The sequence below is a fragment of the Sphingorhabdus sp. EL138 genome, from assembly GCF_945882965.1.
Lineage (GTDB): Bacteria > Pseudomonadota > Alphaproteobacteria > Sphingomonadales > Sphingomonadaceae > Sphingorhabdus_B.
This window is the reverse complement of sequence record NZ_CAMCWY010000008.1, coordinates 48,818-62,650: the sequence shown is the minus strand read 5'-3', so window position 1 is coordinate 62,650 and position 13,833 is coordinate 48,818. Positions and strand designations below refer to the sequence as shown.

Below are 13,833 nucleotides of genomic sequence, written 5' to 3'. Positions count from 1 at the left end.
CACTTCTACAACAACGCGCTCGCTTGCGCTTTTAGAACAAATCTGGAACAAGCTATACTATGTCACTCACCCACATCAAGGTGCGCGGTGCGCGCGAGCATAATCTCAAGGGCATCGACATCGACCTGCCGCGCGATAAGCTCATCGTTATCACTGGCCTATCCGGTTCAGGCAAGTCCAGCCTCGCGTTCGACACCATTTATGCCGAGGGGCAGCGCCGCTACGTCGAATCGCTCTCCGCTTATGCACGCCAGTTTTTGGAGATGATGCAGAAGCCGGATGTCGAGCATATTGAGGGGCTTTCCCCTGCAATCTCCATTGAGCAGAAAACGACCAGCCGCAACCCGCGCTCGACGGTGGCGACCGTGACCGAGATTTACGATTATATGCGCCTGTTATGGGCGCGCGTTGGCGTGCCTTATTCGCCCGCGACTGGACTGCCGATTACCTCACAGACCGTCAGCCAGATGGTCGACCGCGTAATGGCTTTGCCCGAAGGCACCCGCGCCTTCCTGCTCGCGCCAGTGGTGCAAGGCCGCAAAGGCGAATATCGCAAGGAACTCGACGAATGGCAGCGTTCGGGTTACACCCGTGTGCGCATCGACGGCGAACTCTTCGTGATTGAAGAAGCGCCCGCGCTCGACAAAAAGTACAAGCATGACATTGAAGTTGTCGTTGACCGCATTGTCGTCAAAGACGGCATCCAGCAAAGGCTAGCCGAAAGCTTTGAAGCCGCGCTGAATCTTGCCGATGGCTTAGCGTTTGTGGACCTCGCAGATACCACGGTGGCGGAATTACAAAACCATTGTCCTGAGCCTGTCGAAGGACGACCCACAGCCGAGAGCCGCCCTTCGACAGGCTCAGGGCTTACGGTTGAAGGAGATGGCAGTTGTCCCAAAACCAAGATGAAGGGCACTGGCCTGCCCGCCAACCGCATTGTGTTCTCGGAAAAATTCGCTTGCCCCGTTTCCGGCTTTACCATTGCCGAAATTGCGCCGCGTCTATTCTCCTTCAACGCCCCGCAAGGCGCGTGCCCCGATTGTGACGGCCTTGGCGAGCGGCAGGAATTTGACCCGCAACTGGTGGTCCCCAACGAACATCTGTCCTTAAAAAAGGGCGCGATTGTGCCTTGGGCGAAGTCGAACCCGCCAAGCCCTTATTATATGCAAGTACTGTCGAGCCTTGCGAAGGCCTATGGGTTCAGCCTTGAGTCCACTTGGGAAGATTTGGCTCCGGAACAAAAGCTTATCATCCTCCAAGGCACGGGCGGCATGGCGGTCGCGCTGACGTTCAAGGATGGGCGCAAGGAATATACCGTCAACAAGGCGTTTGAGGGCGTCATTGGCAACCTCAACCGCCGCTTGCTGCAAACCGACAGCGCGTGGATGCGTGAGGAATTGTCGAAGTACCAAACATCGCAGCCCTGCGAGACCTGCCACGGCGCGCGCCTTAAGCCCGAAGCGCTTAGCGTCAAGATTGCAGGCGTCGATATTGCCACGCCCACCAAAATGAGCGTCGGCGACGCTTTGGTCTGGTTCGGCAGCGTTGACCAGACACTAACCAATCAGCAGCAGCAGATTGCCAAGGCGATCCTCAAGGAAATCAACGAACGGTTGGGCTTCCTCAACAATGTCGGGCTCGATTATCTCAACCTTGACCGGACCAGCGGAACCTTGTCCGGCGGGGAGAGCCAGCGCATCCGCCTCGCCAGCCAAATCGGCTCCGGCCTGTCGGGCGTGCTCTATGTGCTTGATGAACCCAGCATCGGCTTGCACCAGAAAGACAATGACCGATTGCTCGCCACGCTGCGCCGCTTGCGCGATTTGGGCAACACCGTCATTGTGGTCGAACATGACGAGGACGCGATCCGCACCGCCGACTGGGTGGTGGACTTGGGCCCCGGCGCTGGCGTCCATGGCGGCACGGTCATGGCCGAAGGGACATTGAAGCAAATCCTGAAATCTAAAGACAGCCTGACCGCCGCATACCTCAACGGCACCCGCGAAATTGCAGTGCCCAAGACCCGGCGCAAGGGCAATAAGAAGAAGCTCACCGTCCACAACGCCCGCGCCAACAACCTAAAGAACGTCACCGCGAGCATTCCTTTGGGCACGTTCACCTGCATCACCGGTGTATCGGGCTCCGGCAAATCGAGCTTCACCATCGACACGCTCTACGCCTCGGCGGCACGGTCCTTAAATGGCGCGCGCGTCATTGCCGGCGCGCATGACAAGGTCACTGGCCTTGAACATTGCGACAAGGTGATCGACATCGACCAATCCCCCATTGGCCGCACGCCAAGGTCAAACCCAGCAACCTACACCGGCGCGTTCACCAACATCCGCGACTGGTTCGCGCAATTGCCCGAAAGCGCCGCACGCGGGTATAAACCGGGCCGGTTTTCATTCAACGTCAAGGGCGGACGCTGCGAAACATGCAGCGGCGATGGCCTGATCAAAATCGAGATGCACTTCCTGCCCGACGTCTATGTGACGTGCGAGGAATGTAACGGCAAACGCTACAACCGCGAAACGTTGGAGGTCAAATGGAAGGGCATGAGCATCGCCGACGTGCTCGACATGACGGTGGAGGACGCGGTGGAGGTGTTCAAGGCCGTCCCCCCGATCCGCGACAAAATGGCTATGCTGGGGGAGGTTGGCTTGGGCTATGTCAAGGTCGGGCAGCAGGCAACGACGCTATCGGGCGGCGAAGCGCAACGCGTCAAACTCGCCAAGGAACTCAGCCGCCGGTCCACTGGCCAGACGCTGTACATCCTCGACGAGCCGACCACTGGCCTGCATTTCGAGGATGTCCGCAAACTCCTTGAAGTGCTCCACCGTCTGGTCGAACAGGGCAACAGCGTCGTGGTCATCGAACATAATCTCGACGTCATCAAAACCGCCGATTGGGTGATCGACCTGGGTCCCGAAGGCGGCGTCAAGGGCGGCGAAATTGTAGCCCAAGGCACACCGGAACAGGTCGCCAAGGAGCCGAGATCATACACCGGGCATTATCTCGCTCCCATGTTGGCGAAGGCAAGCTGAGCTTCCCCTCCCGCAGGCGGGAAGGGTGGGCCCCTCTCCCCTTGCGGGAGAGGGTTGCGCAGACTTACGAGCTCGCTCGTTAGTCGAAGCTAGGTGAGGGGCTGTGCCCTATCGGTCACGCACAACGCCAAGTCCGTTCGAGCGGGAACCCTGCGCTAATATATCTCGCACAAAGACGCGAAGACAAGAAGAAGAGGTTGGCCCGACCCGTCTACCAAAACACCCACCGTCATCCTGAACTTGTTTCACCTGCGGTGACTGACGTTCCAGGATCTTAATTCCGTCCGTCTGCAGAAAGTAAGATGCCGGAGCCGAAGGCGTGCATCGCACAACCAAGTTCAGCATGACGAAGACCAAAAAGCTGCCGCTATTTCGGGGATGACGCAGATGTCATCGGGGTTCTAAGTTTACAAACATATATGCAAAACGCGGTGTTTCTGTAAACTTATCTCGACTTTGCGACGTTGGTTTGCCGGGTCCGAAAGCCGGGCTGGGGTTCAACACATTCAAAGAGCCGGTCCCGCAAATATTGCGGGCGTGGAGCACAGAATCTCAAAACAAATCCTACATTGCAAGCGAAACCTGTTTCGGGGTTGTCGCAGTTGTCACCGGAATTCCAACGGGGAAACCGGGGTCGGTAGAGGCGAAGTAAGCCAAATCCTCCCTATCGACTTGCGATGGGGAGGTGGCAGCCGGAACGGCTGAGGGAGGGGCCTGCAACGGGGAAGCCGCGCCGAAACTCCCCGCGCCTCTGCGGCTGGCCTCCGCGCCTCTGCGCCTCTGCGTGAACCAAAAACCCTTCCCAACCCACGTCCAATCCGGCAAACCCTCCTTATGCCCGCCTATCGCGTTATTCTCATCGCTGGCGGCGACGCGCAGTCCCCTCCCCCTTGACGGGGGAGGGTTAGGGAGGGGGTGCGGTGCGCGTTTGCGTGCCGATATTCCGCGCACAGAATCCAGACGGAGCGCCACCAACGCGGCCCGGCCCCCTCTCCGACCCTTCGGGCCACCTCTCCCGCAAGGGGAGAGGGGAAGGATCAACGCGAACAGGCGCAGCGGCTGTTTATCGTTCATAATCAGGCCGATTTGGACTATATGGATAATCGTATCAGATATGAAACCGCAGGCGAATATGGCATCGAAGCGCTCCAAGGCTGAACCGAAAATCCCGACTCTCGAAGAGTTCGGGGCTGAAGTCGTGCGCCGTCGAGAAGCCTATAAAGCCAAATATGGGCGAGAACCCGACCTGCCCCGCAACAGCGGCGAAAACCGCACCGAAAGCAAAAAGGCTTTGCTGAAGGCCATAGAGGATGCTGGCGGCAGGTGGTGATCGGCACGCGGCGGTAAATCCACGCGCACGCCCCCTCGCCAAGCCAAGCGCGCCTGTGTAAACACGTCCCATCATGCCCCTGTCATGCGTCGGTCATCTTGGTCTGCGATGGATAAGACAGCCTTTTGAGGAGTATCGCATGCGTAAACTGTCATCCGCCCTTTTGGCATCCTGCCTGATCACCGCGCCGTTGTTGGCGCAAAGTGCGCCCGCCCCCGCCAAGCCACCGATCGCCACGACCGACGGCTATCTCAACGCTGGGCAAGCCGAACTTGCACGGTTGGAGGCGGATAAGCCCAACAATAATAAGGCGCGCAATGTCATCATCTTTATCGGCGACGGCATGGGCGTGAGCACGCTGACCGCCGGGCGGATTTTTGAGGGGCAGCAGCTTGGCCTCGACGGCGAATCCTATGTCGCGCAAATGGACCGTTTGCCGCACACCGCCTTAGTCAAAACTTACTCCCATGACGCGCAAGTGCCCGACAGCGCGCCGACCGCGACCGCGATTGTCGCTGGCGTCAAAACCAAAAATGGCGTGATTGGCGTTGGCCCCGAAGCCATTGAGAATGACTGCGCCGCGACTGCGCCGTACAAGGTGCAATCCTTGTTCGGCATGGCAGAAGACCGGGGCCTTGCCACGGGCATCGTTTCCACCGCGACGATCACGCACGCAACGCCCGCCTCCACCTACGCCCATGTGGCGCAGCGCGATTGGGAGGTGGATGCCAATATGCCCGCTGCGGCCAAGGCCGCAGGCTGCACGGACATTGCCCGGCAGATGGTCGAATGGCCGCATGGTGACGGGCTTGAGGTCATGTTGGGCGGCGGGCGTCAGCACTTCATTCCGGCGACCATGGCTGACCCTGAATATCCCAATGCAAAGGGCAAGCGCGCCGATGGCAAGGACCTAGCCGCAAGCTGGGCCGCCGCCAACCCCAAGGGCGCTTATGTGTGGAACCATGACAGTTTCGTCGCCGTTGACCCAAAGAAAACGACCAAGCTGCTTGGCCTGTTTGAACCATCGCATATGCAGTTTGAGGCCGACCGCACGGCGGCTGGCGGCAAAGAACCATCGCTCGCCGAAATGACGACTAAGACGATTGCGATGCTGTCCAAGAATAAAAAGGGCTATGTCCTGATGGTCGAGGCGGGCCGGATTGACCATGCCCATCATGGCGGTAATGCCCGCCGCGCCTTGCAAGACACCGTTGCGCTCAACACTGCGTTAAAGGCCGCGATGGACAGCGTCGACCTGCGCGATACGTTGATTGTCGTGACATCGGACCATAGCCATGTGTTCACGATCGCTGGCTATCCAGAGCGCGGGAACCCGATCCTTGGCGTGGTCTCTGCCCCTGTTGGCACGCCGACCCTGGCGATGGATGGAAAGGCCTACACCACCTTGGGCTATGCCAATGGCCCCGGCGCAGTGAACGCGGCCGAGCGCCCTGACCCGTCCAAACAGGACACCGAGGCGCTTAACTATCGTCAGCAATCGTTGATCAGCATGTTCGCCGAAACGCATGGCGGTGACGACGTCGTTGCCCGCGCCGCAGGGCCAAAGGCGCATTTGTTCAAAGGGACGATTGAACAGAACACCATATTCCAGATCATGCGCGCGGCGTTGGGTTTTAAGTAATGTGGCGCGTTTCAAGCAAGGCGGGCTTGTAAAGCCCGCCGCGCCGCCCACATTTCCTGTTCGGGGGTGTCTGGACAGAGGAAAAGCCATGAAACGCATATTATCAGTCGCACTCTTATCACTCACGCTGGCCGCGTGCGGTGAAGGCGGGGCGTTGAACGACACAATTAAGGTCAGTGTGCGCGAGTCCATCGTCGCTACCTGCACCACCGCCGGCAGCGAACAAATCCCCGAGGGCATTCAGGTCGACGTCAATCAGGTCTGCGGCTGTGCGGCGGACAAGGTCATGGACGGCAAAAGCTTGGGCGATCTTGTCGCTAACCCGCCCAGCCCGTCCGAAGGCATTGCCCAGTTGCAGGCCTGCTTCAAAGAGCTTGGTCCAGTAACCGTCAATCCCGCGGCAGGATGAAGCACATGCATAAACCCCGTCCGGGGGAGGGGTCCGGACGGGGTTCATTTGGTCCTCTTTCGCCTGCTAGGGGGATAATGAGGACATTCAGGCCGCCGAAGTGGCCCGAAATCTTATGGCATTACGACAGTATCGACCAAATGGATCGTGCCGTTTGACGCGACCATGTCTGCCGCAGTGACGGTTGACTTGTCGCCCTTGGCATCGGTCAGGACAATTTTGCTACCGTACATGCTGGCCTTCAAGGTGCCGCCATTGACCGTCTTGACGGTCGCAGTGCCGTTTCCGTCCGTTATCAGCTTGGCAAGATCGCCCGACTTCACATTGCCGGCAACGACATGATAAGTAAGCAGGCTAGCAAGCTTGGCCTTGCTCTCCGGCTTCAACAAGCCGTCGAGCGTCGCCTTGTCCAACTTGGCGAATGCGTCATTTGATGGCGCGAACACGGTGAATGGGCCAGCGCCCGACAAGGTTTCGCCAAGGCCAGCAGCGGTTATGGCGGTGACGAGTGTCGATACCTGTGTGTTGCCTTGTGCCAATGCGACGATAGTCTTGTCCCCGGCCGGTTCGGTTGCAACAATCGTGTCAGATGCCATGGCGTCGTCTTGTACAACTTCGGTTTCGGCTGGCGCAGGCTCGCTTCCGCTACATGCCGACAAAGCCAGCGCAGACAGGCCTATGGCCCATGTTAATGTCGATTTTTTCATAATCTAAGTCTTTCCATATGGTTTCCCAATCTGCTTAACGTCGCAAGGGGCTGAATGGGTGCACAAGGCGGAAATATAGTTGGGCTTTAACTGCTGCGCGATATACGGACGGGTGATGACTGGCCTTGCCCCTGTCCTGCGGGAAGCAACCTTTGCCCTTGAAGGCATAAGCCCGACACCGCGATTAGACGCGGAGTTGTTGATGGCGCATGCGCTTGGCATCGACAGATCAGCGATGCTGTTGCAGCAGCAGGACTTAACCGTGCCCGAGAGCTATAGTGGCCTGCTCGCGCGCCGGGTGGCCGACGAACCGGTCGCCTATATCACTGGGGTGCAGGCGTTTTGGGACCTTGAACTTTGTGTCACGCCTGACGTGCTGATCCCGCGCGCAGACAGCGAGACCTTGCTTCAGGCGGCGATTGATTGGTTTGGCGAACATAACGCACCCATGCGCATTGCGGACCTTGGCACAGGGTCAGGGGCGCTGTTGCTCGCGGCCCTGTCTATCTTTCCGAACGCCAAAGCTATCGGCATTGATATCAGCGCAAAGGCGCTTGCCGTCGCCAGCGATAATGCCAACCGCTGCCGATTATCCGACCGTGTCCAATTTGAACTGCGCGACTGGACCAAATCGGGGTGGGCCGACGGGCTTGGCCAATTTGACCTTATCCTGTGTAACCCACCATATATTGAGGACAGCTTTATGCTTGCCCCGATGGTGGCGGCGCATGAACCGCACAGCGCATTGTTTGCAGGGGCAGACGGTCTGAATGACTACCGAGTCCTGATCCCATCGCTGCGCGAATTGCTTAATTTAGGCGGAGTTGCCTTTTTCGAAATCGGATATAATCAGGCACAAGCCGTTAACCAAATTTCTGCAAAAGAAGGATTTTTTACGGAACTACATCATGATCTTGCTGGTAATCCGCGGGGCATACGCTTTTCGCTTGGAATCCCAGAATAGTGGGACTAGGACAAAAACGCTTCACAGCAAAAACTCCGACTTCATGGTTTTTTCGCGCGAAGCCGCCCCCCCAGCGCAGATGGACAAAGTATAAGGGTCAACGCTGACCCGCGCGCAACCCAAACCGGGTTCAGGGGTTTCATGCAATCAAAGTGCTAAAAAGAGGACGGGTCAGCCCTGATGAATACCAACAACAGGCAGCAGCAGAACAACAATCGTCGGCGCGGTCGCAATAACAATAATAACAACAGCAACCGGCAGCAAAATAACAATCGCAGTGGTTTTGACTATCAGAACCAGATCGATAATCGTGCGCGCGGTAACGCAGCGCAGATGTTGGAAAAATATAAGAAGCTGGCCCAAGATGCGCAGTTTAACGGTGACCGCGTTAACGCGGAATATCATCTGCAGTTTGCCGACCATTATTTCCGCGTACTCGCCGATTTCCGTGGTCGCCAAGAAGCGCGTCAGGAACAGCAAGGCGAGCGCCGCCCCCGTGACGATGCGCGCGATGACAATCGCGATGATCGCGACGATTGGCAAAATGACAACCGCACCCCGAATTATGATCGATCGCCCAATTATGATGACCAGCCTTCATCGGGGAATGACGACGCAGAAGACGCATCCGATGAGGAATCTCACGACAGCGAACCGCGCGATACGCGCCCACGCCGCCCAGAACGCAATGAGCGTGCTCAGCGCGCTGCAAATAACCGGAATGCAAATCGCGGCCCGCGCCGCCATCACAGCGAAGACGTTGACGATGCCCCCGCTAGCCTCGACCTTGCCGTATTGCCGCCTTCCATTGCGATATCGTCCAGTGAAGACGATGCCGCCGAAAAGCCAGCGCGTAAGCCCCGTGCCCGCCGCGTGAAGCCTGTTGGTGGAGATGCGGTTGCGACTGCGGCGGAATGATTTCAACCTAAGGCAATGACGCCGTTTCTGCTGGAACAAGAAAACTGGCGCTTGATGGGTTTCCGGCGCCTTCAACCCTCGGGCAAGGGCCTTGGTTTGTGGTTTTCGTCTAACGCGACGAAGGTAAATAATCCTTCGGTGACCTTTACCTCTTGTTGGCCACGCGCGCGCGTGGCTATTACCTCAACCCGGACACCCATTGATGTCCGCCCGCGATGTTCAAGTGTTGCAAAGACGGAGATAATGTCGCGCAACAATATCGGCGCGATGAATTCCATTTTTTCGATAGCGACCGTGGCACAGGCACCCTGTGCGATACGGCCCGCCACTATGCCGCCGGCCTGATCCATCATACCAAGCACCCAGCCACCAAAGATGTGGCCATTGGCATTGATATCCGCTGGCCCCGGAATGACGCGTAATACTGGGTCATTCCGTTGCGGCAGGTTTCGGATATTCTCCGTCACCGGTCGGCTTCATCTTCAAATGGATCATCAATGGCTTCATCATGGCCCGACCCACTAGATAAGAAAACCAAGCCCATCAGCGCCGCCGTGAGCATGATTGCGCCAACAATTGCGCCTGCGGTCGCGATGAAGAAATGGATGGAAACCATACCATTCTGACACCAGAATGTCCCCAATACGATGGCGGTTACAAGCAATGTGACGCCAAACATCCACCGCATGAGACGCCAGTATCGCTGCCACGCGAAGTTAGCATATTCGGGATCATCGAGGCGGGAGGGACGAGTCATAGCTTGATAAGGCCGTCTTATGCTATAAGTTCCATCGGGGGCAAGGATATAGGGAGAGAGTCTATGACGATTTCTGCAATATTGGCCAATCACCATCACGACGTGTTGACGGCATCGCCGCATGAAAGTGTTGGAGATGTTGTGGCCCGGTTGGCGGAAAAGCGCATTGGCGCATTGCCCGTGGTTGATGGTATGTCCGTGGTCGGCATATTTTCCGAACGCGACATTGTGTATGGCGTTGCCAAATATGGTCCGGATTTTCTGACCAAGGCGGTTGCCGATACGATGACCGCGCCTGCCATTTGCGTTACACCTAACACCGCAATATTATCGGCATTATCACTGATGACGAAACGCCGTATCCGGCATTTGCCAGTCATCACGGATGATGCACTTGTGGGCTTTGTCTCAATCGGCGATTTGGTTAAGCACCGCATCGAAAAAATCGAAGGTGAAGCTGCCGCGATGCGCGATTACATCAGCATGGCGTGAAAAAAGTGCCCGCCCGTTAACGCTATTGCGGTTGCGATGGCGTCGTCACATTGGCGGGAGGGGCCGCCACGGGCTGCGTTGTTACCGGCGGGGCCATGATGTTGTTGGCCGGGCTATAAACAGGCTTTGGCGCATATTTCATATTCCAATCCGCCAGATCAAGTTCGTATTTTACATAGGTTTCGTAGAAATTGACAAACACATTGTCGATATCTGCGAGGCTGCCCATAGCATATTCGGGCAAAGCTTCTTTCGGCACCTGATTAGCCTCTTGCAGCTTGCGCAACGCCATATCGCAATATTGCCCGCGCACAGGCGGCAACGCGAAATAATTGTACAAATCCGTCATGCGCGTATCGCGGATACGCAGGCCATTCTGCTTTGGATAGCGCTTCACATATTCGCGATCAACCGACTTACTGGTTTTCGACAGCAGCACCTTATGGATGACAATGAACTTATTATACTCGGTCGCGATTTGTCCCCACACTGGGCCCTGACAATTGAGCGCGGCAACGTTTAATGCAGAACGGAAATGCCATATCTGCTCGTCCCGGCTGAGGCCGCGATTTGGGGTCACGCGGATGCCATCCAAGCCCACAGGCGGTATGGTCATCGACAAAGCAGCACCGCCCGGTGGCAAGGGCATAATAGGGAGCGGTGGGGGTGGCAGTTGAATGGCGGCAGGGGCGACCTTAACAGGCGGCGGTGCACAAGCGGCGACGGCAGTGACGAGGATGAGCGCTGCTAGATTTGTTATACCCCGACGCATTATTTGGTCTCCGATACGCTGAACCTGACCTCAACAAGATTTTACACGGAAAGAAAAGCCATGTTCGACCAAATCCCCAAGAAAAATGGCCCAGTGGTTCACCACCGGGCCATAATGATCTTTTTAGTTTGAACCGCGGATGGTTATTCGCGGTTACCTAGGAAGCTCAACAAGAACTGGAACATGTTGATGAAGTCCAGATAGAGTGTCAACGCGCCCATGATCGCTGCCTTGCCGATGAAGTCAGAATTCGAACTGCGCAGTTGCAGATAGGTATTCTTGATCATCTGTGTGTCGTAAACGGTAAGGCCCGCAAAGATCAGCACGCCAGCAGCGCTAACAACCCACTGCAAGGTGCTCGACTGGAACCAGATATTGGCAAGTGACGCAACGAGCAGGCCGACGACGCCCATGATCAGAAACGTGCCCATGCCGCTCAGGTCCTTCTTGGTCGTGTACCCGACAAGGCTAAGTCCAGCAAAAGCCGCTGCCGTCGCAAAGAAAGTCGTTGCGATCGACGCCCCTGTATAGACCAAGAAGATTGTCGACATCGACAGCCCCATCAGACCTGCAAAGGCCCAGAAACAGGCTTGCAATGCACCAGTCGACAGCTTGTTCAAGCCGAAGTTCATTACGAGAATCAGCGCAAGCGGTGACAGAATAACAACCCAGCGCAACGCGCCGCCGTTTATCATCAGATTTTGACCAAAGGCGCTACTTGCAAACAACATCGCAACGATGCCAGTCAGCAATACGCCCGACGCCATATAATTGTAAACCTTGAGCATGTGCGAACGCAGACCGGCGTCAAAAGCGACGTCACCGGCGCGTGAGCCGACACCTGCAAGACTTGACTGGGTCCCGGTTACCCGCGGATCGGACCACTGTGCCATGACTTATTTCTCCTCAAAACACGGCAATATGGCCGTAAGCACAGTATATTGGATGAAATCGTTCCAGATTCAAGCGAAACACGACATGGAACGTAACGTTTTTAACAGATCATGACAAAAAGGGTGTCTTTGCCTCGCCCGTTTCGTTCATGGCCGCAGCTATACCCGCATTTCGGGCGTGAACACGCCTTTCGTGAATCGGGTTGCACCGCTTTGCTGTTCTGCTAGCCATAACGCCAGAGGGCGCAAACAGCCCGATAGGGAGCGTGATGTGCGTATGACGACCGAAGATGACAACAACAACGTCGCTTTACCGGAACCCGAAGCCCCATTGCCAGGGGCAAGCAGTTACAGCTGGTATGTGCTCTTGGTGCTGGTGATCGTCTACATCCTCAACTTCATCGACCGCCAAATCCTTAGCATCTTGGCAGTCGATATCAAGGCTGACCTTGGCCTGACCGACGCAGATATGGGCTTTTTGGGCGGCGCGGCTTTTGCCGTGTTTTACGCTTTGTTCGGCATTCCTCTTGGACGACTTGCGGATAATTGGAGCCGGGTGAAACTGCTTTCAATTGGCCTTGCTTTATGGTCAATCATGACTGCCTTGTCAGGCTTTGCCCGCAATCAGGCAGAGTTGACGATAGCGCGTATGGGCGTTGGCGTTGGCGAGGCCACGGCAAGTCCAACGGCGTATTCGCTGATTTCCGATTATTTCCCGAAACGGCAGCGCGCGACCGCGCTCGCGATATACTCGTCGGGCCTATATATTGGCGGCGGCGTGTCATTGTTCATTGGCGCGCTCATCGTCCAAGGCTGGAACGAAGCCTATCCGCAAGGAGGGCCACTTGGACTGGTCGGTTGGCAAGCGGCGTTTCTCGCCGTTGGTGTTCCAGGCGTTTTGGTAGGATTATGGGTCGCAAGCCTGCGCGAGCCCAAACGCGGTGCGATGGATGGTTTGGCAACGCCTGCACACCCCGCCCCTTTCCGCGCATTTGTGAGCGACCTGTCGATGATCGTTCCGCCCTTTACGCTGCTCGGCGCTTGGCAGCGCGGCCCTGCTGCGCTCGCCCTCAACGTCGCAACCGGCGCGGCCATTGCGGCCTTTGCGTATTGGATGATCCAGCTCACAGGCAATCTGCCGCAATGGTCCGCCGTTGGTTTTGGCTATTATGCCGTGTTCTCATGGGCATCGACGCTTCGCGCCAAGGACCCTGCGACCTTCCGCCTGATTTGGGGCACGCCTGCCTTTATCTGCACAACCCTCGGCTATGGCCTTGTCGCGCTGGCGGCCTATGCACTCGCATTCTGGTCCGCACCTTATGCTGAGACAGTCCTTAGCCTGCCGAAGCAGGAATTGGCCTTCATCCTCGGCGCCAACGGCGCACTAAGCGGCTTTTTGGGCGTAATCGTCGGTGGCCGCGTGGCAGATGCACTGCGCACCAAAAATCCCGCCGGCCGGATCCTTGTCATCATTCTCGGCGTCCTCGGCCCGATCATTCCTATCGCTATTGGCCACACCACCGATAATGCAACATTGTTCTACGTCATGAACTTCCTCGCGGGGATGCTTGGCGCAACGGCACTCGGCGCAGCAGCAGCCACCACGCAGGACCTCGTGTTGCCACGGATGCGCGGCACTGCGACCGCCGCGTTTTTCTTGGGCACCACGCTCGTCGGGCTGTCGTTTGGACCTTATATGGTCGGGCAGATTTCCGACCTTGCCGGAACGATGGTCGAAGGGAAGCTGGTGGGCAATTTGCGCGTTGGCATCCTGTCGCTCATCGCCGTTGCACCTGTTGCCTTGGCCTTGTTAATAGCCGCCTATCGCACTGTACCCAAGTCGGAACAGACGATAGTCGAGCGCGCACGCGAAGCGGGCGAACCGGTTTAATCGAACGATTAAAT

13 protein-coding genes are annotated in these 13,833 nt (G+C 57.0%); 8 read left to right on the top strand and 5 right to left on the bottom strand.

All coding sequences use genetic code 11. The features are described from left to right. The first annotated feature begins 59 nt into the window (after nucleotides 1-59). The 4 genes from uvrA to Q0N43_RS05085 all read left to right on the top strand — a co-directional run bounded on the left by uvrA (nucleotide 60) and on the right by Q0N43_RS05085 (nucleotide 6,425). Nucleotides 60-3,044, top strand: a complete 2,985-nt coding sequence (gene uvrA, locus Q0N43_RS05100) for an excinuclease ABC subunit UvrA (protein WP_295443463.1) — start codon at nucleotides 60-62, stop codon at nucleotides 3,042-3,044. A 1,114-nt stretch (nucleotides 3,045-4,158) separates the two neighbouring features. Continuing rightward, nucleotides 4,159-4,374 (top strand): hypothetical protein, encoded by a 216-nt coding sequence (locus Q0N43_RS05095; RefSeq protein WP_295443460.1) that lies wholly within the window; start codon nucleotides 4,159-4,161, stop codon nucleotides 4,372-4,374. 139 nt (nucleotides 4,375-4,513) lie between these two features. Then, nucleotides 4,514-6,016 (top strand): alkaline phosphatase, encoded by a 1,503-nt coding sequence (locus Q0N43_RS05090; RefSeq protein WP_295443457.1) that lies wholly within the window; start codon nucleotides 4,514-4,516, stop codon nucleotides 6,014-6,016. 88 nt (nucleotides 6,017-6,104) lie between these two features. After that, nucleotides 6,105-6,425, top strand: coding sequence for a hypothetical protein (locus Q0N43_RS05085; RefSeq protein WP_295443454.1), 321 nt, complete (start codon nucleotides 6,105-6,107; stop codon nucleotides 6,423-6,425). Between the two features lie 113 nt (nucleotides 6,426-6,538). Here the strand turns inward: Q0N43_RS05085 and Q0N43_RS05080 are convergent, their stop codons facing one another. Continuing rightward, nucleotides 6,539-7,132 carry a fasciclin domain-containing protein gene (locus Q0N43_RS05080; protein WP_295443451.1) on the bottom strand — a complete coding sequence of 198 codons (594 nt, stop codon included), beginning with the start codon at nucleotides 7,130-7,132 and terminating at the stop codon, nucleotides 6,539-6,541. 115 nt (nucleotides 7,133-7,247) lie between these two features. Here Q0N43_RS05080 and prmC point away from each other — a divergent pair, with 115 nt between their 5' ends. Continuing rightward, a complete protein-coding gene (gene prmC, locus Q0N43_RS05075; protein ID WP_295443448.1) occupies nucleotides 7,248-8,096 on the top strand; it encodes a peptide chain release factor N(5)-glutamine methyltransferase in 849 nt (282 codons plus the stop codon). A gap of 180 nt (nucleotides 8,097-8,276) precedes the next feature. Further along, nucleotides 8,277-9,014, top strand: coding sequence for a DUF4167 domain-containing protein (locus Q0N43_RS05070; protein ID WP_295443443.1), 738 nt, complete (start codon nucleotides 8,277-8,279; stop codon nucleotides 9,012-9,014). Nucleotides 9,015-9,085: 71 nt separating this feature from the next. Here the strand turns inward: Q0N43_RS05070 and Q0N43_RS05065 are convergent, their stop codons facing one another. Both Q0N43_RS05065 and Q0N43_RS05060 read right to left on the bottom strand, forming a co-directional pair. Continuing rightward, complete coding sequence (locus tag Q0N43_RS05065; protein ID WP_295443440.1) at nucleotides 9,086-9,481, bottom strand: acyl-CoA thioesterase; 396 nt, start codon at nucleotides 9,479-9,481, stop codon at nucleotides 9,086-9,088. Next, nucleotides 9,478-9,771: a hypothetical protein gene (locus Q0N43_RS05060; protein WP_295443437.1), complete on the bottom strand. Its 294-nt coding sequence runs from the start codon at nucleotides 9,769-9,771 to the stop codon at nucleotides 9,478-9,480. Before Q0N43_RS05060 ends, Q0N43_RS05065 begins: the two co-directional genes overlap by 4 nt. A gap of 63 nt (nucleotides 9,772-9,834) precedes the next feature. Here Q0N43_RS05060 and Q0N43_RS05055 point away from each other — a divergent pair, with 63 nt between their 5' ends. Beyond that, a complete protein-coding gene (locus Q0N43_RS05055) occupies nucleotides 9,835-10,263 on the top strand; it encodes a CBS domain-containing protein (protein ID WP_295443434.1) in 429 nt (142 codons plus the stop codon). 22 nt (nucleotides 10,264-10,285) lie between these two features. On the opposite strand, the gene Q0N43_RS05050 is transcribed toward Q0N43_RS05055, so the two are convergent. Both Q0N43_RS05050 and Q0N43_RS05045 read right to left on the bottom strand, forming a co-directional pair. Then, nucleotides 10,286-11,035 carry a hypothetical protein gene (locus Q0N43_RS05050; RefSeq protein ID WP_295443431.1) on the bottom strand — a complete coding sequence of 250 codons (750 nt, stop codon included), beginning with the start codon at nucleotides 11,033-11,035 and terminating at the stop codon, nucleotides 10,286-10,288. 143 nt (nucleotides 11,036-11,178) lie between these two features. Then, a complete protein-coding gene (locus tag Q0N43_RS05045; RefSeq protein WP_295443428.1) occupies nucleotides 11,179-11,928 on the bottom strand; it encodes a Bax inhibitor-1/YccA family protein in 750 nt (249 codons plus the stop codon). A 277-nt stretch (nucleotides 11,929-12,205) separates the two neighbouring features. Here Q0N43_RS05045 and Q0N43_RS05040 point away from each other — a divergent pair, with 277 nt between their 5' ends. After that, nucleotides 12,206-13,819: an MFS transporter gene (locus Q0N43_RS05040; RefSeq protein ID WP_295443571.1), complete on the top strand. Its 1,614-nt coding sequence runs from the start codon at nucleotides 12,206-12,208 to the stop codon at nucleotides 13,817-13,819. The last annotated feature ends 14 nt before the right edge of the window (nucleotides 13,820-13,833 follow it).